This is a genomic window from Actinomadura scrupuli, from assembly GCF_050971785.1.
Taxonomy (GTDB): domain Bacteria; phylum Actinomycetota; class Actinomycetes; order Streptosporangiales; family Streptosporangiaceae; genus Actinomadura_E; species Actinomadura_E scrupuli.
On the sequence record NZ_JBPCCU010000006.1, the window covers coordinates 60,270 to 79,584 of the forward strand.

At 69.8% G+C, this 19,315-nt stretch carries 20 protein-coding genes; 11 read left to right on the plus strand and 9 right to left on the minus strand.

The genetic code is table 11. The features are described from left to right. Positions 1–61: 61 nt before the first annotated feature. From ACRYCC_RS25750 to trxA, 5 genes are all read left to right on the plus strand, one after another. Positions 62–1,633, plus strand: coding sequence for a protein kinase family protein (locus tag ACRYCC_RS25750; RefSeq protein ID WP_433816169.1), 1,572 nt, complete (start codon positions 62–64; stop codon positions 1,631–1,633). Between the two features lie 96 nt (positions 1,634–1,729). After that, the gene (gene sigM, locus ACRYCC_RS25755; protein WP_433816749.1) at positions 1,730–2,356 is read left to right on the plus strand and encodes an RNA polymerase sigma factor SigM; all 627 of its coding nucleotides are present in this window, start codon (positions 1,730–1,732) and stop codon (positions 2,354–2,356) included. Then, positions 2,353–3,159 (plus strand): anti-sigma factor family protein, encoded by an 807-nt coding sequence (locus ACRYCC_RS25760; RefSeq protein ID WP_433816171.1) that lies wholly within the window; start codon positions 2,353–2,355, stop codon positions 3,157–3,159. Before sigM ends, ACRYCC_RS25760 begins: the two co-directional genes overlap by 4 nt. A 174-nt stretch (positions 3,160–3,333) precedes the next feature. Then, positions 3,334–4,293, plus strand: coding sequence for a thioredoxin-disulfide reductase (trxB, locus tag ACRYCC_RS25765; protein WP_433816173.1), 960 nt, complete (start codon positions 3,334–3,336; stop codon positions 4,291–4,293). Between the two features lie 26 nt (positions 4,294–4,319). Further along, positions 4,320–4,643 (plus strand): thioredoxin, encoded by a 324-nt coding sequence (gene trxA / locus ACRYCC_RS25770; protein WP_433816175.1) that lies wholly within the window; start codon positions 4,320–4,322, stop codon positions 4,641–4,643. A 120-nt stretch (positions 4,644–4,763) separates the two neighbouring features. Here trxA and ACRYCC_RS25775 read toward each other — a convergent pair whose 3' ends face one another. Next, positions 4,764–5,381: a GNAT family N-acetyltransferase gene (locus ACRYCC_RS25775; RefSeq protein WP_433816176.1), complete on the minus strand. Its 618-nt coding sequence runs from the start codon at positions 5,379–5,381 to the stop codon at positions 4,764–4,766. A 248-nt stretch (positions 5,382–5,629) separates the two neighbouring features. Between ACRYCC_RS25775 and ACRYCC_RS25780 the strand changes: the two genes are divergently transcribed. Continuing rightward, a complete protein-coding gene (locus tag ACRYCC_RS25780; RefSeq protein WP_433816750.1) occupies positions 5,630–6,817 on the plus strand; it encodes an aminotransferase-like domain-containing protein in 1,188 nt (395 codons plus the stop codon). Then, positions 6,792–7,865: a D-alanine--D-alanine ligase family protein gene (locus ACRYCC_RS25785; RefSeq protein WP_433816178.1), complete on the plus strand. Its 1,074-nt coding sequence runs from the start codon at positions 6,792–6,794 to the stop codon at positions 7,863–7,865. The genes ACRYCC_RS25780 and ACRYCC_RS25785 overlap by 26 nt, the downstream gene beginning before the upstream one ends. A gap of 182 nt (positions 7,866–8,047) precedes the next feature. Here ACRYCC_RS25785 and ACRYCC_RS25790 read toward each other — a convergent pair whose 3' ends face one another. From ACRYCC_RS25790 to rsmG, 3 genes are all read right to left on the minus strand, one after another. Further along, positions 8,048–9,010: a ParB/RepB/Spo0J family partition protein gene (locus ACRYCC_RS25790; protein WP_433816180.1), complete on the minus strand. Its 963-nt coding sequence runs from the start codon at positions 9,008–9,010 to the stop codon at positions 8,048–8,050. Then, entirely contained in the window at positions 9,007–9,780 is a 774-nt protein-coding gene (locus tag ACRYCC_RS25795; protein ID WP_433816751.1) for a ParA family protein, read from the minus strand. The genes ACRYCC_RS25790 and ACRYCC_RS25795 overlap by 4 nt, the downstream gene beginning before the upstream one ends. A gap of 419 nt (positions 9,781–10,199) precedes the next feature. Continuing rightward, on the minus strand, positions 10,200–10,850 hold the full coding sequence (gene rsmG / locus ACRYCC_RS25800) for a 16S rRNA (guanine(527)-N(7))-methyltransferase RsmG (RefSeq protein ID WP_433816182.1): 651 nt from the start codon (positions 10,848–10,850) through the stop codon (positions 10,200–10,202). 161 nt (positions 10,851–11,011) lie between these two features. Here rsmG and ACRYCC_RS25805 point away from each other — a divergent pair, with 161 nt between their 5' ends. Then, complete coding sequence (locus ACRYCC_RS25805; RefSeq protein WP_433816184.1) at positions 11,012–11,425, plus strand: DUF6458 family protein; 414 nt, start codon at positions 11,012–11,014, stop codon at positions 11,423–11,425. 57 nt (positions 11,426–11,482) lie between these two features. Here ACRYCC_RS25805 and ACRYCC_RS25810 read toward each other — a convergent pair whose 3' ends face one another. The 5 genes from ACRYCC_RS25810 to rpmH form a co-directional block, all read right to left on the minus strand. Then, positions 11,483–11,965 (minus strand): Jag family protein, encoded by a 483-nt coding sequence (locus ACRYCC_RS25810; protein WP_433816752.1) that lies wholly within the window; start codon positions 11,963–11,965, stop codon positions 11,483–11,485. A gap of 64 nt (positions 11,966–12,029) precedes the next feature. Further along, a complete protein-coding gene (gene yidC / locus ACRYCC_RS25815; RefSeq protein ID WP_433816186.1) occupies positions 12,030–13,001 on the minus strand; it encodes a membrane protein insertase YidC in 972 nt (323 codons plus the stop codon). Between the two features lie 3 nt (positions 13,002–13,004). Continuing rightward, positions 13,005–13,328 (minus strand): membrane protein insertion efficiency factor YidD, encoded by a 324-nt coding sequence (gene yidD / locus ACRYCC_RS25820; protein ID WP_433816188.1) that lies wholly within the window; start codon positions 13,326–13,328, stop codon positions 13,005–13,007. Continuing rightward, positions 13,325–13,693 carry a ribonuclease P protein component gene (rnpA, locus tag ACRYCC_RS25825; RefSeq protein WP_433816190.1) on the minus strand — a complete coding sequence of 123 codons (369 nt, stop codon included), beginning with the start codon at positions 13,691–13,693 and terminating at the stop codon, positions 13,325–13,327. Before rnpA ends, yidD begins: the two co-directional genes overlap by 4 nt. A 43-nt stretch (positions 13,694–13,736) precedes the next feature. Next, complete coding sequence (rpmH, locus tag ACRYCC_RS25830; RefSeq protein ID WP_433816192.1) at positions 13,737–13,874, minus strand: 50S ribosomal protein L34; 138 nt, start codon at positions 13,872–13,874, stop codon at positions 13,737–13,739. 443 nt (positions 13,875–14,317) lie between these two features. Between rpmH and dnaA the strand changes: the two genes are divergently transcribed. From dnaA to gnd, 3 genes are all read left to right on the plus strand, one after another. Then, entirely contained in the window at positions 14,318–16,417 is a 2,100-nt protein-coding gene (gene dnaA / locus ACRYCC_RS25835; protein WP_433816194.1) for a chromosomal replication initiator protein DnaA, read from the plus strand. 549 nt (positions 16,418–16,966) lie between these two features. Then, positions 16,967–18,094, plus strand: a complete 1,128-nt coding sequence (gene dnaN, locus ACRYCC_RS25840) for a DNA polymerase III subunit beta (protein WP_433816196.1) — start codon at positions 16,967–16,969, stop codon at positions 18,092–18,094. 168 nt (positions 18,095–18,262) lie between these two features. Beyond that, positions 18,263–19,183: a phosphogluconate dehydrogenase (NAD(+)-dependent, decarboxylating) gene (gene gnd / locus ACRYCC_RS25845; RefSeq protein ID WP_433816197.1), complete on the plus strand. Its 921-nt coding sequence runs from the start codon at positions 18,263–18,265 to the stop codon at positions 19,181–19,183. Positions 19,184–19,315: the final 132 nt, after the last annotated feature.

The window sequence follows — 19,315 nt, forward strand, 5'->3', positions numbered from 1 at the left end:
GTCGCAGGCTCAGCTGCACGCCACTGACAATGGGATTCGACGACCTGCGTAGGACATTGCCGTGAGCACGTCTGTCATTGAACCCGGAACCCGCCTCGCCGGACGCTACCGGCTCGAGGAGCGGGTCCACCGATCCGGCGGCTCCACCCTGTGGAGGGCCACCGACGAGATCCTCGCGCGCGCGGTCGCCGTCCGCACCTTCGACCCGGACTTCGAGCTGATCATCGAGGTCGTCATGGCGGCCCGCTCCGCCAGCAGGCTGACCGATCCCAGGCTCACCCAGGTCTTCGACGCCGACAACAGCGGTGAGTTCGCCTACGTCGTCAGTGAGTGGGTGGTCGGCCAGACCCTCGAGGACATGATCGCCACCGGCGGCCCGATGGAGTCGGGACGGGCCGCGACCCTGCTCGGGGAGGCGTGCGAGGCGATCGCCGCCGCGCACACGGCCGGGCTGGCGCACCTGCGGCTGACCCCCCGCGACCTGCTGTGGACCACCGGCAACACCGTCAAGATCCTCGGCCTCGGCGTGGACGCCGCGTTGAGCGGCACCGCGGTGACCAACCCCGCCCCGGCCGACACCGAGGGCCTGGCCCACCTGCTGTACCTCGCCCTGACCGGGCACTGGCCGGGCAGCGCGGCCTGCAAGCTGCCCGCGGCGCCGATCGACGACGGGCTGCCGTGCCCACCGCACCGGCTGCGGCCCGCGGTCTCGCAGACGCTCGACCAGATCGTCTGCCGTTCCCTCGGCCGGCCCGGCCAGGAACCCCCGATCACCAGCCCGGCGAAACTGGCCGAGGCACTGGCCGGCGTGCCCCGCATCCCGCTGCCGCTGTTCGCCGGGTATCCCCAGAGCTCCCCGCCCTCCGTGGTGCCCCGCCCGGCGGCCGGCGGCCCGGAGCGCACCCGGGCCATGCCCACCCCTCCGCCGTCCGCACTGCCCCCTCCGGCCCCGCCGCGGCCCGCGCAGCCGTACGCCTCCCACCGACAGGCCGGTGTGGGCGGCGGCGCCCTGGAGAAGATCGGCAAGCGGCCGCTCATCGTGGCGGGCGCGGCGGTGGCCGCCCTGGTGATCGGCGTCGTCGGCTGGCGGCTCGCCGCGGGCGGCGACGGCGACGCTGCCAAGACCGGCCCGACGGCCTCGGCGACGCCGGCGACGACCAAGAAGAACGACGCCAAACTCACCGTCCAGGGCGTCACCGGCCTCGACGAGCCCAACCCGGCGCAGCCCGGTCACGGTGACGCGTCGGTCGGGAGATCGACCGGGGCGGTCATCGACGGACGCCCGTCGACGGTCTGGGCCTCGGAGACCTACACCGGCGCGGACTTCGGCAAATACGTCAAGGGCGTGGGCGTCCGGCTGGACATGGGCCGGTCCGTCAAGGTCACGCGGGTCAAGGTGGTGCTGGCCGGCCGGGGCGGTGCGACCCTGGAGCTGCGGGTCGGCGAGGCCGAGGGCCAGACGCCCGGAGCGCTGCGCCTGGCCGACAAGGAGAGCGACGCCTCCGGCACGGTCGAGCTGCGCAACACCAAGGGAACGGCCGGTCGTTATGTCCTTGTATGGTTCGCCACTCCGACCCCGGCGGGCTTCAAAGCGCAGATCAGCGAGGTCACGGTCTACGGCCAGCCGAGCTAAAACGATCAGTTCCATGAACGGGTATCGTGCCGTTCATCAATGTCCCCAGTCGGTCCCCCCAGAGCGCATCCCCCACAGCGCTGTGAGCTGGTGAAAGTGGCGTTCGTGAGCGGTCGGAAGACCTACGCGGTTCCGGACAAGGAGCTGCTGGCCCAGCATGTCGCCGGTGACCAGCACGCCTTCGGCGAGCTCGTGCAGCGCCACCGTGACCGGATGTGGGCGGTCGCCATGCGCACCCTCGGAGACCCGGAAGAGGCCGCGGACGCGCTCCAGGACGCCTTCCTGTCCGCCTACCGGGCGGCCGGCCGGTTCCGCGGCGACGCCGCCGTCACCACCTGGCTGCACCGCATCGTCGTCAACGCCTGCCTGGACCGGCTGCGCCGCCGCACGCTCCGGCCGGTCGTCTCGATGGGCGACGACGCCACCTTCGACGCCATCGCGCCCAAGGGCTCCGACCCCACCAGCAGCCACGAGACCACCCTCGACGTGACCGCGGCGCTCCAGCAGATCCCCTATGAGCAGCGAGCGGCGCTTATCCTGGTGGACATGATGGGGTACTCCGTGGAGGACGCGGCGGCAGTGCTCGAGGTCCCCACCGGCACCATCAAGAGCCGCTGCGCACGCGGCCGGGCGCGACTTGTGCCACTTCTCGGCCATCTCCGGAACCGACGCGACAGTGAGAACGTCGGAACTACGGAGAAAGGAGGTGGCACTCCCCAGTGAACGCTGCACACCTTGACTACGAGACCCTGGCGGATCTGGCCGAGGGTCTGCTCGACGATGAGCAGGCCGCCTCCGCCAACGACCACCTGGTTGACTGCGATATATGCCTGAGCCGATCGGCCGACCTTGCCGACGTCTCCCAGTTGCTCGCCGACGCACCCGTACCACCTCTGCCCGTCGAGCTGGCGCAGCGGATCGATGACGCCATCGCGGCCGAGTCGTCCACGTCGCCGGCCGCCGCCGGTACGCCGCCGCACCGGCGGCGGCATCTCCGGCTGTTGTCGGCCGCCGCCGCCGCGGTGGTCGCTGTCGGCGGCGGCGCCCTGGTCGGCAACGAGCTGCTGCGTTCGTCGGCCTCGCCCGACTTCACCAAGTCCCAGGCCGCACAGGATCCGGGCGACAACTCGGTCGGATCCGCGGGTGGGGTGCCGCCCGGCGCACCGGCCCCGGCGGCCTCACCGAAGCTCGCGCCGGGCGCCCGCCCGGGCCCGGGCGCCTACCGCCTCATCGCGAGCGGCACCGACTACAAGGGCGCCACGCTGGGCAGCCAGGTCGGCACCGCGCTCAGGTCCAAGGACACCGGCACCGTCACCTCGGCGACCGGGCTGGCCGAGTGCGTCAGCCAGATCTCCAAGGGCGAGGACCCGGTCCTGGTGGACGTCGCGCGCTACAACGGCCGGCAGGCCATGGTGATCGTGCTGCGCGGCAGCGATCCGCACGAGCTGGACGTATGGGTGGTGGGGCCGAAGTGCTCGGCGACCGTGCCCGACGTCATCACGCGCACCCGGGCCGCCGACAACTGAGCTCCATGAGACGGGGGGCGTCCGATGGGACGCCCCCCGTTCGCGTGTCCTGGACTCCGGTGGCCCGCCCGGGAATCTGCGGCCCCTAGGATCGGTTGACGCAGATTGCGGAGATGGTTTCCCCCGGGAGACCGGCGCCTCCAGGCGGACCGTAGGTAGTGAACAGGAGAGACAGTGAGCGACGACGTCCGGAACGTGATCATTATCGGGTCCGGCCCCGCGGGCTACACCGCGGCGATCTACGCGGCCCGTGGTGACCTGAAACCACTGGTGTTCGAAGGCTCGGTGACTGCCGGCGGCGCGCTCATGAACACCACCGAGGTCGAGAACTTCCCCGGCTTCCCGGACGGGATCATGGGTCCCGAGCTGATGGACAACCTGCGCAAGCAGGCGGAACGCTTCGGCGCCGAGCTCGTCAGCGACGACGTGACCGAGGTCGACCTCCGGGCCGACCCCAAGATCGTGAAGGTCGGGGAGGACGTCTACCGGACCAAGACGGTCATCGTCGCGACCGGTTCGAAGTACCGCGAGCTCGGCCTGGAGAACGAGAAGCGGCTCTCCGGCCGTGGCGTCTCCTGGTGCGCCACCTGTGACGGCTTCTTCTTCCGCGACCAGGACATCGCCGTGGTCGGCGGTGGCGACACCGCGCTGGAGGAGGCCATGTTCCTCAGCCGGTTCGCCAACTCGGTCACCATCGCGCACCGCCGCGACAAGCTGCGCGCCACGAAGATCATGCAGGACCGGGCGTTCGCGAACGACAAGATCAAGTACGCCTGGAACAGCGAGGTCTCCGAGATCCACGGCGACGACAAGGTGAGCGGGGTACGGCTGCGCGACACCCAGACCGGCGAGGAGAGCGACCACCCGGTCACCGGACTGTTCGTCGCCATCGGCCACGAGCCGCGCAGCGAACTGTTCCGCGGCCAGCTCGACATCGACGACAACGGCTACATCATCGTCCAGCATCCGACGACCAAGACCAACATCGACGGGGTGTTCGCCGCCGGGGACGTGGTGGACCACATCTACCGTCAGGCCGTGACCGCCGCCGGAACCGGCTGCTCGGCCGCCCTCGACGCCGAGCGCTGGCTGCAGGAGTCGGGCACCGCGAAGCTCGTCCACCACGAGGCCTGATCATCATCTCATCGAAGGAGAGTCCCTTGGGAGCGCTCAAGAACGTCACCGACGCCGACTTCGAGGTCGAAGTCCTGAAGAACGACAAGCCCGTGCTCGTCGACTTCTGGGCCGAGTGGTGCGGACCCTGCCGGATGGTCGCCCCGATCCTCGAGGAGATCGCCCGCGACCACGGCGACAAGATCGAGATCGTCAAGCTGAACATCGACGAGAACCCGAACGTCCCGCGCGACTACGGCATCATGCAGATTCCCACGATGAACATCTACAAGGGCGGTGAGGTGGTCAAGCAGATCATGGGTGCCAAGCCCAAGGCCGCCATGCTGCGAGAGCTCTCCGACTACCTGTAGCGAGAGCATCCTTCAGAGCCGGCGTCTCCCGCGCTGATCGTACGGCCCCGCACCCCTCGGGTGCGGGGCCGTCGTGGTGCCAGGGGCGGGGCACGTGGTCATGCGGCCGCTGAGCGAGGCTCAGACGGGGCGCAGGGCGCCTTCCGGGGACATGGAGCCGAGGAGGCGTTCCAGGGCCACCTCGACGTCCTCACGCCAGGACAGCGCCGACTTGAGCTCGAGCCGGAGCCGCGGGAAGCGGTGATGTGGCCGTACGGTCTTGAAACCGACCGAGAGCAGGTAGTCGGCGGGCACCAGGCAGGCGCCCTCTTCGCCCTTGAGGTCACCGAAGGCCTCGATCGCCTTGACGCCCCGCCGGGTGAGGTCCTTGGCCACGCCCTGGACCAGCATCCGGGCGAGCCCACCGCCGGTGAACTCGGGGATCACGTGGGCGGTCATCAGCAGGACGGCGTCGGCGCTGACCGGACTGGTCGGGAAGGCCACCGAGCGCGGTACGTAGAGCGGCGGAGCGTAGAGCACGAAACCGGCGGGCACCCCGTCGACGTACACGATCTTGCCGCAGCTGCCCCACTCCAGCAGCGCGGAGGAGATCCACGCCTCCTTCTCGAGCGCGGGATCCCCGGTCTCCTCGGCGCGCTCCCTGTTCACCGGGTCGAGCTCCCAGAAGACACAGCGACGGCATCGACGAGGCAGGTCGTCGAGATTGTCGAGCGTGACGTTGACGAGACGACGCGACACCAGGCGGCACCCTTCTGGATAGGAACCGTCCATTTCGAAAATCCCCGGCAACCGACCGGGCACTTGCACCATCGTAACGGGCAGGGTTCCCGCACTCTGCCGAGCCTCCGCCCATCCGCGGCGGCCCGGTCAGTCTGTCACGAGGGACCGTGTCGTACCCTGCAAATCCGTCGCCCTTCGGGAGGTCGCCCGTGAAAGCCCAGCGCACCGACGCCTACACCGACCGGTACGCCGCGCGCGCCGCGGGCATGGTGGCCTCAGAGATCCGTGCGCTGTTCGCGGTGGCCTCCCGGCCCGAGGTGGTCTCGCTCGCCGGGGGAATGCCGTTCGTCTCCGCGCTTCCCCTCGACGTCATCGGAGAGCTGACCGCCGAGCTGATCTCGACCCGTGGCGCCGAGGCCCTGCAGTACGGCTCGGCGCAGGGCGATCCGGGCCTGCGCGAACGGATCTGCGAGGTGATGGCGCTGGAGGGCATCCAGGCCACCGCCGACGACGTCGTGGTGACCGTGGGCTCGCAACAGGCGCTCGACCTCATCACCCGGATCTTCGTGGATCCCGGTGACGTCGTCATCGCCGAGGCGCCCTCGTACGTAGGGGCTCTGGGCACCTTCGCCGCCTTCCAGGCCGAGGTCGTCCAGGTGCCGCTGGACGCCGCCGGCCTCGTTCCCGAGGCGCTTCGGGAGACCCTCGCCCGGCTGCGCGCCGAGGGCCGCCGCGTCAAGTTCCTCTACTCCGTGCCCAATTACCAGAACCCCGCGGGCGTCACACTGGCCGCCGGCCGGCGCCGGGAGATCCTGGAGATCTGCCGCACCTACGATCTGCTCGTCGTGGAGGACAACCCCTACGGGCTGCTCGGCTTCGAGGGCGAGCCGCTGCCCGCCCTGCGCGCCGAGGACCCGGAGCGGGTCATCTATCTCGGCTCGTTCTCCAAGACCATCGCCTCCGGCATGCGCGTCGGCTGGGCGCTGGCCCCGCACGCCATCCGCGCCAAGCTCGTGCTCGCCGCCGAGTCCGCCATCCTCTCCCACTCGGTGCTCAACCAGCTCGTGGTCCGGGAGTATCTGGCGAGCCAGCCGTGGCGGCAGCAGATCAAGGAGTTCCGTGAGCTCTACCGGGAGCGCCGGGACGCGATGCTGGAGTCCCTGGAGGAGCTGATGCCGGCGGGTTCCACGTGGACCCGGCCCGCCGGGGGATTCTTCGTCTGGCTGACCCTGCCCGCCGGGCTCGACTCCAAGGCGATGGCACCCCGGGCGATCGCCAACCGGGTCGCGTACGTGCCCGGCACCGGTTTCCACGCCGACGGCTCCGGTCAGGCGCACCTGCGGCTGTCCTACTGTTACCCGGAGCCGCAGCGCATCCGGGAGGGCGTCCGCCGGCTCGCCGCCGTCATCGAGCAGGAGATCGACCTTCATGAGACCTTCGCCCAGCGGCCCTGAGGGACACCCGGGCGAACCCTTCCGCCGGACGGACGAGCACCCGGCGGTGGAGGCCCGCCCGTGGGGCCGTCCGGACGGCACGGAGGGCGTGGGGCGCGACATCGACCATGTCGTCGTGCTGTCCGGCGGGCTCTCCTACGAGCGCGAGGTCTCCCTGCGCTCGGGCCGCCGGGTCACCGACGCGCTGCGCGGCGCCGGGGTCGAGGTGGTCCCACGGGACGCCGACGCCGCGCTGCTCGGTCTGCTGGCGAGCGATCCCCCGGACGCCGTCTTCCCCGTGCTGCACGGGGCCGCGGGGGAGGACGGCGCCATCCGCGACGTCCTGGAGCTCATGGGGATCCCGTACGTGGGCGCCCGTCCGGACGCCTGCCGGGTCGCCTGGGACAAGCCCACCGCCAAGGCGGTCGTCCGGGCCGCGGGATTGACCACCCCCGCGTCGGTGGCGTTGCCGAAGGAGATCTTCCATGACCTCGGCGCCTCCGTCGTGCTGGATCTGGTGCTGGCGAAGCTGGGGTTGCCGCTGTTCGTCAAACCGGCCCGGGGCGGTTCCGCCCTGGGCGCGGCGGTCGTCCGGGAGGCACGTGAGCTGTCCCCGGCCATGGTCGGCTGCTTCGCGTACGGCGACACGGCCCTGATCGAGCAGTACGTCTCCGGCACCGAGATCGCGGTGAGCGTCGTCGAGATCGGCGGGCCGGGGGGAGCCCATCCGGTGGCGCTGCCCGCCGTCGAGATCGTGCCCGAGGGCGAGCTCTACGACTACACCGCCCGCTACGACGCCGGTGGCACCGAGTTCTTCACCCCGGCCCGGGTTCCGGCCGCCGCCGCGGAGGCCGCCGCCAAGGCGGCGCTCACCGCGCACCAGTCCCTGGGGCTGCGCCACCTCTCCCGTACCGACCTGATCGTCGACCCGTCCGGCGCGGTCCATTTCCTGGAGGTCAACGTCGCCCCCGGCATGACGGCCACCAGCCTGCTCCCCCTGGCGGCCCAGGCGGCCGGTCTCGACCTCGGCCTGCTCTGCAAGGCGCTCCTCCGTCGATGCCTCCGGTGAGTCGATGTTTCCTGTGAAACGTCGTTTCCCGTGAAACATCGACGCCACCCGCGCAGGGGGCGGCAGACAGACGAACGCCTCCGAAGCCCGTGAGCATCGGAGGCGTGTCGGTTGGAGCGTGTCCGTTCAGGCGTTGCGGCCCGGCCGGTCCGTGAGCCGTTCGCCCATCGGCCGCCGGCCGGTCAGTCGTCCACTCCCATCGCCGGAGGGTCCTCGGGAGCCATGGTCTTGATGATGCGCTCCAGGTCCTCCAGCGAGGCGAACTCAACGACGATCTTGCCCTTGCTGCGGCCTAGGTCCACCCGCACCTTGGTCTCGTACCGGTCGGAGAGCCGGTCCGCGAGCTGCTTCAGCCCCGGCGCCACCGGCTTCCTGGCGTTGGCCCGGCGGCCCTGGCCCGGCTTCTGTGGAACCTCCCGGAGCGCGATCATCTCCTCCACCGCGCGTACCGAGAGCCCCTCGGCGACGATCCGGCCCGCCAGGAGCTCCTGGGCTTCCGTGCTGTCGAGCGAGAGCAGGGCCCGGGCGTGGCCGGCGCTGAGCACACCCGCGGCGACCCGCCGCTGCACCGCCGGGGGCAGGTTCAGCAGTCGCAGCGTGTTGGTGATGTGCGGCCGGGACCGGCCCACGCGGCGGGCCAGTTCCTCGTGGGTGGCCCCGAAGTCGTCCAGCAGCTGCTGGTAGGCCGCGGCCTCCTCCAGCGAGTTGAGCTGCTGGCGGTGCAGGTTCTCCATGAGCGCGTCACGGAGCAGGTCGTTGTCGCCGGTGTCGCGGACGATGGCGGGGATGACGTCCTGGCCGGCCCGCTGGGACGCCCGCCAGCGGCGCTCCCCCATGATGAGCTCGTACCGGCCCGGCCCGACCGACCGGACCACCACCGGCTGGAGCAGGCCGACGATCTTGATGGACTCGGCCAGCTCCTCCAGGGCCTCCTCGTCGAAGTGCTGGCGTGGCTGGCGAGGGTTGGGTGTGATCGCCGAGAGCGGCAGCTCGGCGAAGTGCGCCCCCGCGACCAGTTCCGGCTCGGAGTGGGCGGCGGCGGTGGCGGCGCCGGAGAGGTCATGCTGACCGGACTCGAGCGGCTCGGGCGCGTTCGGGATGAGCGCGCCCAGCCCCCGGCCCAGTCCCCTGCGCGGCGGGCTCATGCGGCACCTTCGGCGGCGCCGCGCTGAGCCATCTCCGAGGCAGCCTCCGCGTAGGCGAGCGCGCCACTCGATCCGGGGTCGTAGGTCATGACGGACTGGCCGTAGCTCGGTGCCTCCGACACCCGGACGCTACGGGGGATCACCGTGCTGAGGACGACGTCGCCGAAGTGGCTGCGGACGTCGTCGGCCACCTGGGCGGCCAGCCGGGTACGGGCGTCGTACATCGTCAAGAGAATCGTGGAAACCTTCAGGTCGGGGTTCAGATGCGCCTTGACCAGATCGACCGTCCGGATCAGCTGCCCCAGCCCCTCCAGCGCGTAGTACTCGCACTGGATCGGGATGAGCACCTCCGCGGCGCCGACGAGCGCGTTCACGGTGAGCAGGCCCAGCGAGGGCGGGCAGTCGATGAGGACGTAGTCGAACTGGGTCTTGTCGTAGGAGTCCAGCGCGCGCTTCAGCCGGGACTCCCGGGCCACCTTGGAGACCAGCTCGATCTCGGCACCCGCCAGGTGCAGGGTGGCCGGGGCGCAGTGCAGGTTGGGGATCTCCGGTGCCGGGACGACGATGTCGGCCAGCGGCAGGTCCTCGATGAGCACGTCGTAGATGGACGGCACGTCCGTGTGGTGCTCGACCCCCAGCGCCGTCGAGGCGTTGCCCTGCGGGTCCAGGTCGACCACCAGCACCTGCTGCCCGTGCATCGCCAGGGATGCCGCCAGATTGACCGAGCTGGTGGTCTTGCCCACGCCGCCCTTCTGGTTGGCGATGACCATCACCCGGCAGGCCGGCGGTTTGGGCCAGTCGCCCTTTCCCGGCCGGGTCTTGATCTTGCCGATCGTCTTGCTCACCGCCGATGTTTCCCGTGGAACATCGACGTCTTTCAGTGCTTCGCGCACGAGTTGCGATTCCCCCTGAGCAGATCCATGACGCGGTGTCGCCGCCTTGGCCCCCGTGGGCACGTAGCCGGTCTCCGCCGTACCCGATGTCGTACTACCCCACGATGCATGCCCGGAAGGGGGGGTTTCCGGGGTCTGAGTCTCCGCGCTCACAGCTGTCGTCTCCTGGCCGTCTGGGTCGTCTGCGGATCCGTTCACGGGCCAGCCCAGTCCAGGAGTCGACACCGCGGACGCATCGTTCTGAGGGGGCTCACCCGGCCAGCCCAAGCCTGGTGCCATGTCCTTCGGGAAGGAAGTCATCTGCGACCCTTCTTTCGCCGGGGGGAAGAGCGCTCGGCGACCACACGTACAAGCGTTGTCGGCGGATCGACCTTATCCTGACCGACCTGCAGCAGTTCGGTCGTCCGGACTCCCAGGCGCCGCAACACGTCCGTGGCCTCGGCGAGCTCCTCCGCGGCCCGGTCGCCCTTGAGCGCGAGCAGCTCGCCGCCCGGGCGCAGCAGCGGCAACGCCCAGCCCGCCAGCCTCCCGAGGGGTGCCACCGCACGGGCCGTGACGACGTCGGCGGCGTACTCCCCGACGACCTCCTCCGCCCGGCCGCGCCGCACGGTGACGTTGGCCAGTTCCAGCGATTCCACGCATTCCTCAAGGAAGGTGGTGCGGCGCAGCAGGGGTTCGAGCAGCGTGACCGACAGGTCGGGCCGGACGATGCCGAGCACGATACCGGGCAGTCCCGCGCCGGAGCCGATGTCCACCACGGTGGCCTTGTCGGGGACGGCCTCGGAGAGCACCGCGCAGTTCAGCAGATGCCGTTCCCAGAGCCGATCGGTCTCCCGGGGGCCGATCAGGCCGCGCTCGACTCCGGCGGTCGCCAGCAGAGCGGCGTACCGCTCCGCCACAGGCAGTGCGTCACCGAAGATCGCGTGCGCTCCGACCGGAGCTGGCATGGAACCCCCCACAGCACCCAGATGCTTCCACAGGCGTTTGCTTTGCGCACCTTTCGCGGCCAGTGGATCGGTGAGTGGCCGGTCTCACGCATACTTTCCAGCCATCGGGTACGACCCCCATCGACCAACGTCCTCACACCTGTCCGTATGGAGGGCTTGAAATGGGACTCGGAACAGGCCTCGCCTTCATCGCCATCGGTGCGATCCTGGCATTCGCCACGCACTTCAGCGTCAATGGCATCGATGTCCAGGCGATCGGCTGGATCCTGATGATCGTCGGTCTTGCCAGCATCGCCTTCACCCTGATGTACGTCAGACCGCGTCGCCGGGGGCTGGTCGCCGAACCGATCGGTGAAGAGCCCTTGGTCGAGGTCCACCCGGACGATCCGGTGCCGCCGCATCTCCATGTCGACCAGCCCGTGCAGCCGGTCCAGCCCGTGCAGCCGGTCCAGCCGGTCCAGCCCGTGCAGCCGGTCCAGCCCGGCCAGGCGACCGTTCAGCCCGGCCGGGCGACGGTGCAGCCCGGGCAGCCCGCACCCCATGTGCGGCAGGGACCCCAGGACCTCCAGCCCTGACATGACGATGGGCCCCCGCTCGCATCGAGCGGGGGCCCACAGGGCCGTGTCACCTTCTCAGGCGGGGAGCACCACCACGTAGCGGCCGGGCTCCTCGCCCTCGGACTCGCTGCGCAGTCCGGCGCCGGCGATCGCGTCGTGCACGATCTTGCGCTCGAACGGAGTCATCGGGGCCAGCGGCTTGGGCTCACCGGTGCGCTTGACCTCGACGGCGACGTCCTCGCCCAGCCTGGTCAGCTCGGCGCGCCGCCGCTCCCGGTAGCCGCCGATGTCCAGCATCAGCCGGGTGCGGTTGCCGGTCTTGCGATGCACCGCGAGGCGGGTCAGCTCCTGCATGGCCTCCAGCACCTCGCCGCGCTTGCCGACGAGGTCGTCGAGGTCTCCGCCCACGACCGAGACCATGGCGCGTTCGCCCTCGACGTCCATGTCGATGTCCCCGTCGTAATCACCGATGTCGAGCAGCCCCTCGATGTAGTCGGCGGCGATCTCGCCCTCCTCCTCCAACGCCTGGACGTCGACCTCGGTGGTCTCGGCTTGCATCACGCCGGTCTCCTTCTCACAACTGCCTTTGGCGACCACTGGAACGAGAAAACCTGGAACGAACCTACTGCTTGGGCGTGCCCGTGCGCTTGCTGCGCGACTGCTTCACCGGCTGCCGGCGCACGACCTTGGGCTCCGGCTCGGGCGGCGGCGCCGCGGGCTCGGGTTCCTTCTTCAGTTTACTGAGCAGACCCCCGCCTGCCTGTGCATCCGCCTTGCCCTTGCCGGTCGTGGCGCCCTTGCCCGGGGTGCCGCCGGCGGGGGCGTTGGGGTCGGGGGCGGGGTAGCGCTTGTAGATGTAGTGCTGCTGGGCCAGCGTCCAGCTGTTGGAGGTCACCCAGTACATCAGGACGCCCAGCGGGAAGTTGATGCCGAACAGGCCGAACAGCGGGGCCAGGAAGACCATCATCTTCTGCGCCGACGCCATCGGGTTGCCCTCCTCCATGGCGGGCTGGCGGGCCATGGAGGATCGCACGGTGAAGAACGTGGTGGTCGAGCTGATGATGACCGCGAAGCCGCAGACGATGAGCGCGCTGATGCTCTTGGGGTCCGCACCCCAGGCCTTGAGGAAGCTGTCGGAGATGTGGGCGCCGAAGATGTTGGCCTTCTGCGCGCTGGCCACCAGGGTCGGGGAGATGCCGTGGCTGCCGTTACCCGGCTTGGCGTCCGCGAGGCCGGTGAGCACCCGGAACAGCGAGATGAAGACGGGGAACTGCACCACCAGCGGAAGGCACCCGGAGAGCGGGTTGGCGCCGTTCTCCTGGTAGAGCTTCATCATCTCCTGGTTGAGCCGCTGCTTGTCGTTCTTGTACTTCTTGCGCAGCACCTGGATCTGGGGGTTGAGCTCCTGCATCTTCCGGGAGGCGTGAATCTGCTTCACGAACAGCGGGAAGATCAAGATCCGCATGATGACGGTGAGCAGGATGATCGAGCCGCCCCACGCCCAGCCGCTGTCCTTGTCGAAGACCAGGCTCAGACCGGCGTGCAGTTGAATGATCAACCATGCGACCGCCCGGTACAACGGATCAAGAGTCACCGGTCAGCTCTCCTTGGGGCTCGGCGGGGCGGTTTGAGACCCAGCGCTCGGCGGGGCGGTGTGCACCCCGTGTTCTGCTCGGTGGTGGGACGGCGGCGGAACCGGGTCGTACCCACCGGGGTTGAACGGGTGGCAGCGGGCGAGCCGGCGCAGTGTCAGCCAGCTGCCTCGCAGTGCGCCATGGCTTTGCAAGGCTTTTAGAGCGTACGTGCTGCAACTCGGTGAGAAGCGACAGGTAGGCCCGATCAGCGGGCTGAGGAATCGGCGATAGCCGGTGACGAACAGCAACAACACCCGTGCCATGGGTGTCGGCCGGTTCGTCGTCATGTCTTGTTCCGCCCCTTGGACCCTTGCCGCAGCAGCCGGTCGAGGGCTGAGCCGAGATCTGCGGCGAGTTCGTCGTGGTGCGCGGTGGCCGCCTTCGGATTGGCCCGCACCACAAGCAGGCTACCCGGTGGCAGTCGATCGACGTGCTCCCGGAGGAGATGGCGAAGCCGCCTGCGGACCTTGTTGCGTACGACGGCGTTGCCGACGGTGCGGGCGACGATGAACCCGACCAGCGGATCCCCGCCGGTGGCGAGGTCGCCCGCCTGGTCCGGTCCGGCTCGTTCCAGCAGGTGGGCGACGAGACGAGGCCGTCCGGCGCGGCGACCGCGCCGGACGGCCAACGTGAAGTCGTCACGCCGCCGCATCCGATGAGCGGGGGGCAGCATGGCGGTGCCGCGCCTACGTTGATCAGACCGCGATGCGCTCGCGGCCCTTGCGGCGCCGCGTCGCGAGGATGGCCCGGCCGGCCCGGGTGCGCATGCGCAGCCGGAAGCCGTGCTTCTTGTGGCGGCGACGGTTGTTCGGCTGGAAAGTACGCTTGCTCACTCGAGGCTCCGATACGGGCTGCGGTCAGGAAACTGTCTGGTCGTTGATCCCGCATCGAGGGCGCGCGTACGGTCCCCCGCAGCGGGGGCCCGACAGGGTTCGCCGTGAGGCGAACAGGCGGGCACGCGTCACCGCCGTCGATGCGACTCGACCTCAGAACGTTACGACCTATCTTCCCGTTAGGTCAAACGGAGGCTGGAGCCCCACCACCTCGGCGTACCCTTGGGCACCGGAAGTCGAGTAGGTCGACGATCGGCTGATTCGAGGGTTCCGGCCCCGGACGGCCCGCCCCGGCAGACAGATGTCCACATCCGGCGGCGACTGAGTATGCACAGCCAGAAGCTCTTTGCACCGCCACACCGAGGCGGTGCACAACGTGTGGACAACTCTGTGGATGACGCGTGAGAGAGTAAGCCGTTCGACTTGGGGAGGGAATCTTGCGCATGGACGGTCAGGACCTCGCGACTGCGTGGGCCCGCACCCTCGAGGCCCTCTCCACCAGCGAGCTGCCGCCCAACTACCGTGCGTGGCTGCCGTTGACCCGCCCGCTGGCGTTGGTGGAGGACACGGCGCTGCTCGCGGCTCCGAACGAGTTCGCCAAGGAGGCGCTGGAGGTACGGCTCCGCACGCTCATCACCCAGGCACTCTCCCGCGAGCTCGGCCGCGACATCCGGGTCGCGGTGACGGTCCAGCCCGACCTCGCGCACCCCGCTCCACCGCAGCATCCACAGATGCCCACGCAGCAGCCGCCGGGCCGCCCGGACGCCGGCGCTTCCACAGGCGTCCACAGCGAACCCACACAGCAGTCCCCAGGATCATCCCCAGGTGGTTACGGAGCGGCCGACCGGCCCTACGGGCACCGCGACCAGCGGGACTCCTATCCGGGTGACCAGCAGTACGGCAACGATCAATACGCCGGCGACCAGTACGGCGGGGGAGACCAGTACGGCAACGCCCCCTATGCCGGCCAGCAGTACCCCGAAGGCACCTATCCCGAGGGCCCCTACCCCGGCGACGGCTACCAGGGCGAGCAACAGCAGCAGCAGTACGGCGGGCAGGGCGACCAGCAGCAGTACGGCGACCGGTACGGCGACGACCAGCAGTACGGCGGGCAGCGGCAGCCGCAGCCGCGCGACCAGCCCGGCCAGGGCTCGGGTCCCGGCTACGGATACAACCCCCAGCAGCCCGGTCAGCAGCCGGGACGGCCGGCGGGCCCGCCGCAGGGCCGGCAGCAGCAGGGCCCCCCGCGCGGCATGGCACCGGGCGGTGGCGGTCATTCGCCCTCGCACATCACCGGCCACACGCTGGGCGGCTCGCAGAACGGGCCCGGCGGCCCGCCGGGCCACCGGGACATGTCCCGGCCGGGGGAACAGGAACGCCCCGACCCCTTCGCGCCGCCGGCCGCCGATCCCGGTGACGCCGACCCGCCACCGCCGCCGCCCTGGCAGCCGTCACGGCCCGCGCCCGATCACCGGCAGGCCGACCGCCGTCCCGCGGCCGAGCCCGCCCGGCTGAACCCGAAGTACACCTTCGAGACCTTCGTGATCGGCTCCAGCAACCGGTTCGCGCACGCCGCCGCGGTCGCGGTCGCGGAGGCTCCGGCGAAGGCCTACAACCCGTTGTTCGTCTACGGGGAGTCCGGGCTGGGCAAGACCCATCTGCTGCACGCGGTGGGCCACTACGCCCGGAGCCTGTTCAACGGCGCCCGGGTGCGTTACGTGAGCTCCGAGGAGTTCACCAACGACTTCATCAACGCCATCCGGGACGGCAAGGCGGACGGGTTCCGCCGCCGGTACCGGGATGTGGACATCCTCCTGGTCGACGACATCCAGTTCCTGGAGAACAAGGAGCAGACGCAGGAGGAGTTCTTCCACACCTTCAACACCCTGCACAACGCGAACAAACAGATCGTGATCTCCAGTGATCGGCCGCCCAAGCAACTGGTGACATTGGAGGACCGGCTCCGTAACCGGTTCGAGTGGGGACTGATCACCGACGTCCAGCCGCCGGAGCTGGAGACCCGTATCGCGATCCTGAGCAAGAAGGCCGCCCAGGAGGGGCTGGCCGCCCCGCGCGAGGTGCTGGAGTTCATCGCCAGCAAGATCTCGACCAACATCCGGGAGCTCGAGGGCGCGCTGATCCGGGTGACCGCGTTCGCCAGCCTCAACCGCCAGTCGGTGGACCTCCAGCTCGCCGAGATCGTGCTCAAGGACCTGATCCCGGACGCCAGCGGCCCGGAGATCACCGCCGCCACGATCATGGCCCAGACGGCCACGTACTTCGGGATCGCGATCGACGACCTGTGCGGTCCGTCGCGTTCGCGGGTGCTGGTGACGGCCCGGCAGATCGCGATGTACCTGTGCCGCGAGCTCACCGACATGTCGCTTCCCAAGATCGGCCAGCAGTTCGGCGGCCGCGACCACACCACCGTGATGCACGCCGAGCGGAAGATCCGCGGGCTGATGGCGGAGCGAAGGTCGATCTACAACCAGGTCACCGAGCTCACCAACCGCATCAAGCAGCAGAGCCGCGGCCGGAACTGACGCGGATCACCCGAATAGCCGATCACTGTTCACAGCCTGGGGAAAACTCTGTGGACCGGCGGGGGAAAGCCGGGGGAGAAGTTGCGGACAACGCGTGGACAACCTGAGGACAATCGGTGGACGGGCAGTGGACGAATCGGGGAGACGATGGGGACGAGGTGGGGACGACGTGGGGATGGGCTGGGGACGGTCACGGCCGCCGGCACGCCTTCGTCCGCACCGGTCCGCCGGGCCGGGGACAACCTGCGGACAACTGGTGGACAACCAGGGGACGCATCGGGGACAACCGGTGTGCGAGGATCCGTCATCCTCAGGAGGGGCTGCTCCGTCCACGGTCCGTGCACACCGCCGGTGGACGGGAAAATGAGCTCTGAGCTGGGAAAACTCGGGTTTTCCACTTATCCACGGTCCCTAAGACGATGACTGTTCTTTATCTCTCATGAAGAAAAATCAAGAACCATCTAAGGGCCTGGGGACCAAGCGTCCCGAGAGCCTCGACTGAGATTTGCCACGACGCCCGGAGTTCGAAACCTGCAGGAGGCGGGTCACGTGAAATTCCGCATCGACAGAGATGCCCTGGCCGACGCTGTCGCCTGGACGGCTCGCACGCTCCCTGTGCGCCCGCCCGTCCCGGTGCTCGCCGGCATGCACATCGACGCCGCCGACCGGCTGAAGCTGTCGGCGTTCGACTACGAGGTGTCCGCTCAGGTCATCACCGACATCGACGTGGAGGAGCCGGGGACCGCCCTGGTCTCCGGCCGCCTGCTCGCGGAGATCTGCCGCAGCCTGCCGCCGCAGCCGGTCGAGCTGACCACCGATGGCGCCAAGGTGATGCTCACCTGCGGCAGCGCCAAGTTCACCCTGCTGACGATGCCTGTGGAGGACTACCCCTCGCTGCCGGCGATGCCGCCGGACGCCGGTTCGGTGGGCAGTGACGAGTTCGCCGCCGCGGTCAGCCAGGTGGCCATCGCGGCCGGCCGGGACGACACGATCCCGATGCTCACCGGCGTCCGGGTGGAGATCGAGGGTGAGACCGTGACGCTCGCCTCCACCGACCGGTACCGGCTGGCGGTGCGGGAGTTGCACTGGAAACCAGAGCGGCCGGATCTGTCCGCCGTGGCCCTGGTGCCCGCTAAGACGCTCGCGGACACCGCCAAGTCGCTCACCTCGGGTGCGGAGGTCTCCATCGCTCTCGGGGCGACTGGGGGCGCCGGAGAGGGCATGATCGGGTTCGAAGGCGGCGGCCGGCGGACCACCTCGCGGCTGCTCGACGGCGACTTCGTGAAATACCGCTCGCTGCTGCCGAGCGAGTACGCCGGCAACGCCGAGGTGCAGACCTCCGGGTTCATCGAGGCCGTCAAGCGGGTCTCGCTGGTCGCCGAGCGCAACACCCCGGTACGGCTCTCGTTCCGCCAGGGCGAGGTCGTGCTCGAGGCGGGCACCGGCGACGAGGCCCAGGCGGTCGAGGCGCTGGAGGCCACGCTGGAGGGCGACGACATCGACATCGCCTTCAACCCGGGCTTCCTGCTGGACGGCCTGGCCGCGATCGGCTCCGACATCGCGCGGCTGTCGTTCACCACCCCGACCAAGCCGGCCGTCCTCACCGGCAAGCCGCCGGCGGACGGCGCCAACCCCAACTACCGCTACCTGATCATGCCCGTACGCCTGTCCTCCTGACGGTCCGCGCCTTCCGGGGTTGTCCACAAGGCATCCCCAGGCTGTTCATGGGAACTAGCCTGATCAAGAGGACCGGGCGGGGCAAAGGTCACAGGTGTGGAGACTCACGGCACCATGGCCACGACACCGGCCAGGACACAGCCGAGGCGCGACCGAGGAGATGCACTGATGGAACTGGGGATGATCGGGCTTGGCCGCATGGGCGGCAACATGGCCGAGCGGCTCAAGCGCGGCGGCCACGCCGTCGTGGGCTACGACCGGGACCCGAAGATCAGCGACGTGTCCTCGCTGGAGGATCTGGCCGGGCGGCTCGGCGCCCCCCGCACGGTGTGGGTGATGGTCCCGGCCGGCGGGCCCACCGACGAGATCATCCACAGGCTGGGGGAGGTGCTCTCCCCCGGTGACCTGGTCATCGACGGCGGCAACTCGCACTATGTGGACGACCAGCGGCACGGCGAGGAGCTGAAGGCCCACGGCGTCGGTTTCGTGGACGCCGGGGTCAGCGGCGGGGTCTGGGGCCTGCAGAACGGCTACGCGCTCATGGTCGGTGGCGGCGAGGACGACGTGCGGCGCGCGATGCCGATCTTCGAGACGCTCAAGCCCGAGGGCGAGTACGGCTTCGTGCACGCGGGGCCGATCGGCGCCGGCCACTTCGCCAAGATGGTCCACAACGGCATCGAGTACGGCATGATGCAGGCCTTCGCCGAGGGCTGGGAGCTGCTGGAGGCCAGCGATCTCGTCACCGACGTGCCCGCCACCTTCCGCAGCTGGCAGGAGGGCACGGTCATCCGGTCGTGGCTGCTGGACCTGCTCAACGACTCGCTGGCCGCCGACCCCCATCTGGGCAAGCTCCGGGGCTTCGCCCAGGACTCCGGCGAGGGCCGGTGGACGGTCCAGGCCGCGGTCGACCTCGGGGTGCCGTTGCCGGCGATCACGGCCTCGCTGTTCGCCCGCTTCGCCTCCCGGCAGGACGACTCCCCCGCGATGAAGATGATCGCGGCGTTGCGCCAGCAGTTCGGCGGGCACGCGGTCGAGTCGGCCAAGGGCGCCGACTCCCCCGGCGCCGACGTGGCACCTCCCCAGGTCTGATCCACGCGTCCTTGCACACCGCCGTCCACACCACCTCCGTGATCACGCGATCGTTCGTCGAACGATCGCGTGATCACTGATGGAGGACGCACAGGGCTGTGGAGGACGGCGGGGAACCGTCCACAGGCTGGG

Bases quoted from the DNA above. Each gene is read 5' to 3' on its own strand.
- ACRYCC_RS25780 (WP_433816750.1), top strand. From the start codon at position 5,630: ATGGTGGCCTCAGAGATCCGTGCGCTGTTCGCGGTGGCCTCCCGGCCC.
- ACRYCC_RS25785 (WP_433816178.1), top strand. From the start codon at position 6,792: ATGAGACCTTCGCCCAGCGGCCCTGAGGGACACCCGGGCGAACCCTTC.
- ACRYCC_RS25790 (WP_433816180.1), bottom strand. From the start codon at position 9,010: ATGAGCCCGCCGCGCAGGGGACTGGGCCGGGGGCTGGGCGCGCTCATC.
- ACRYCC_RS25795 (WP_433816751.1), bottom strand. From the start codon at position 9,780: ATGGTCATCGCCAACCAGAAGGGCGGCGTGGGCAAGACCACCAGCTCG.
- rsmG (WP_433816182.1), bottom strand. From the start codon at position 10,850: ATGCCAGCTCCGGTCGGAGCGCACGCGATCTTCGGTGACGCACTGCCT.
- ACRYCC_RS25805 (WP_433816184.1), top strand. From the start codon at position 11,012: ATGGGACTCGGAACAGGCCTCGCCTTCATCGCCATCGGTGCGATCCTG.
- ACRYCC_RS25810 (WP_433816752.1), bottom strand. From the start codon at position 11,965: ATGCAAGCCGAGACCACCGAGGTCGACGTCCAGGCGTTGGAGGAGGAG.
- yidD (WP_433816188.1), bottom strand. From the start codon at position 13,328: ATGACGACGAACCGGCCGACACCCATGGCACGGGTGTTGTTGCTGTTC.
- rnpA (WP_433816190.1), bottom strand. From the start codon at position 13,693: ATGCGGCGGCGTGACGACTTCACGTTGGCCGTCCGGCGCGGTCGCCGC.
- dnaA (WP_433816194.1), top strand. From the start codon at position 14,318: ATGGACGGTCAGGACCTCGCGACTGCGTGGGCCCGCACCCTCGAGGCC.
- gnd (WP_433816197.1), top strand. From the start codon at position 18,263: ATGGAACTGGGGATGATCGGGCTTGGCCGCATGGGCGGCAACATGGCC.